At 24.9% G+C, this 732-nt stretch carries 1 protein-coding gene; it reads right to left on the bottom strand.

The window, feature by feature from the left end; all coding sequences use genetic code 11:
• Positions 1–692: EpsG family protein (locus tag KVT37_RS31710; RefSeq protein WP_254634398.1), on the bottom strand; the 692-nt coding region annotated here is incomplete at its 3' end.
• Positions 693–732 lie beyond the last annotated feature (40 nt).

The following is a 732-nucleotide window of genomic DNA, read 5'->3' as shown; positions in this document are numbered from 1 at the left end:
AATGTTAATATTAAGCTTATATAGTATATACCAAATATAACTTCATGCTTCTTTAGATGAATAAATTTTTCTTTATTGCTTACTAACCATATGCTTAATAACAATTTAACAATTAATAGCACTGCCATTTTCCATGATAATGAGTATTCTAAATATTGACTTGAAGCCCATTCTGTATAATAGGAATATTGATTACCAAAAACTTTAGATATTATTTTAATAATTAATTCGTCAAATCTAACAAACATCAAAGAAAAAGAAATAACTAGTAAGGTAACTCTTTTAGTATTCGTATTAATATATCTCGTTACTAAATTATGCAAAACATACATTGGATAGAAAAATATCGCACTCTTATGAAACATAATTGTTACAATAAACATTAAATTATATTTGATGAACTTTTTATTGATTATATTATTTACATTAATTAAAAACAGACCCATTGCTATAAATTGCCTTATTGTATTTAAAGAGGTATTAAAATAATATAAACTAATATAAAAGAATACAGCCATGTAATATACTTCTCTTGTGTCGCTGTAATGCTTTATTGCCTTATAAATTAAATACTGTATAAGAAATGCTATAACTAAGAAAAAGATTTGGACTGGTATGCCTAAAAATTTCATGAAGTCCATTATATATACTAGCCCAGGTTCTGAAAACCAAACTCTTCCCTCAGTATACATTCTTTCATAAGAATAATAATCTGTCCCTACTCCATATCTA

Source organism: Mesorhizobium sp. GbtcB19, assembly GCF_019091085.1.
GTDB lineage: Bacteria > Pseudomonadota > Alphaproteobacteria > Rhizobiales > Rhizobiaceae > Mesorhizobium.
Note: the sequence above shows the minus strand (reverse complement) of the source record. Positions and strands in the feature narration are given on the sequence as shown.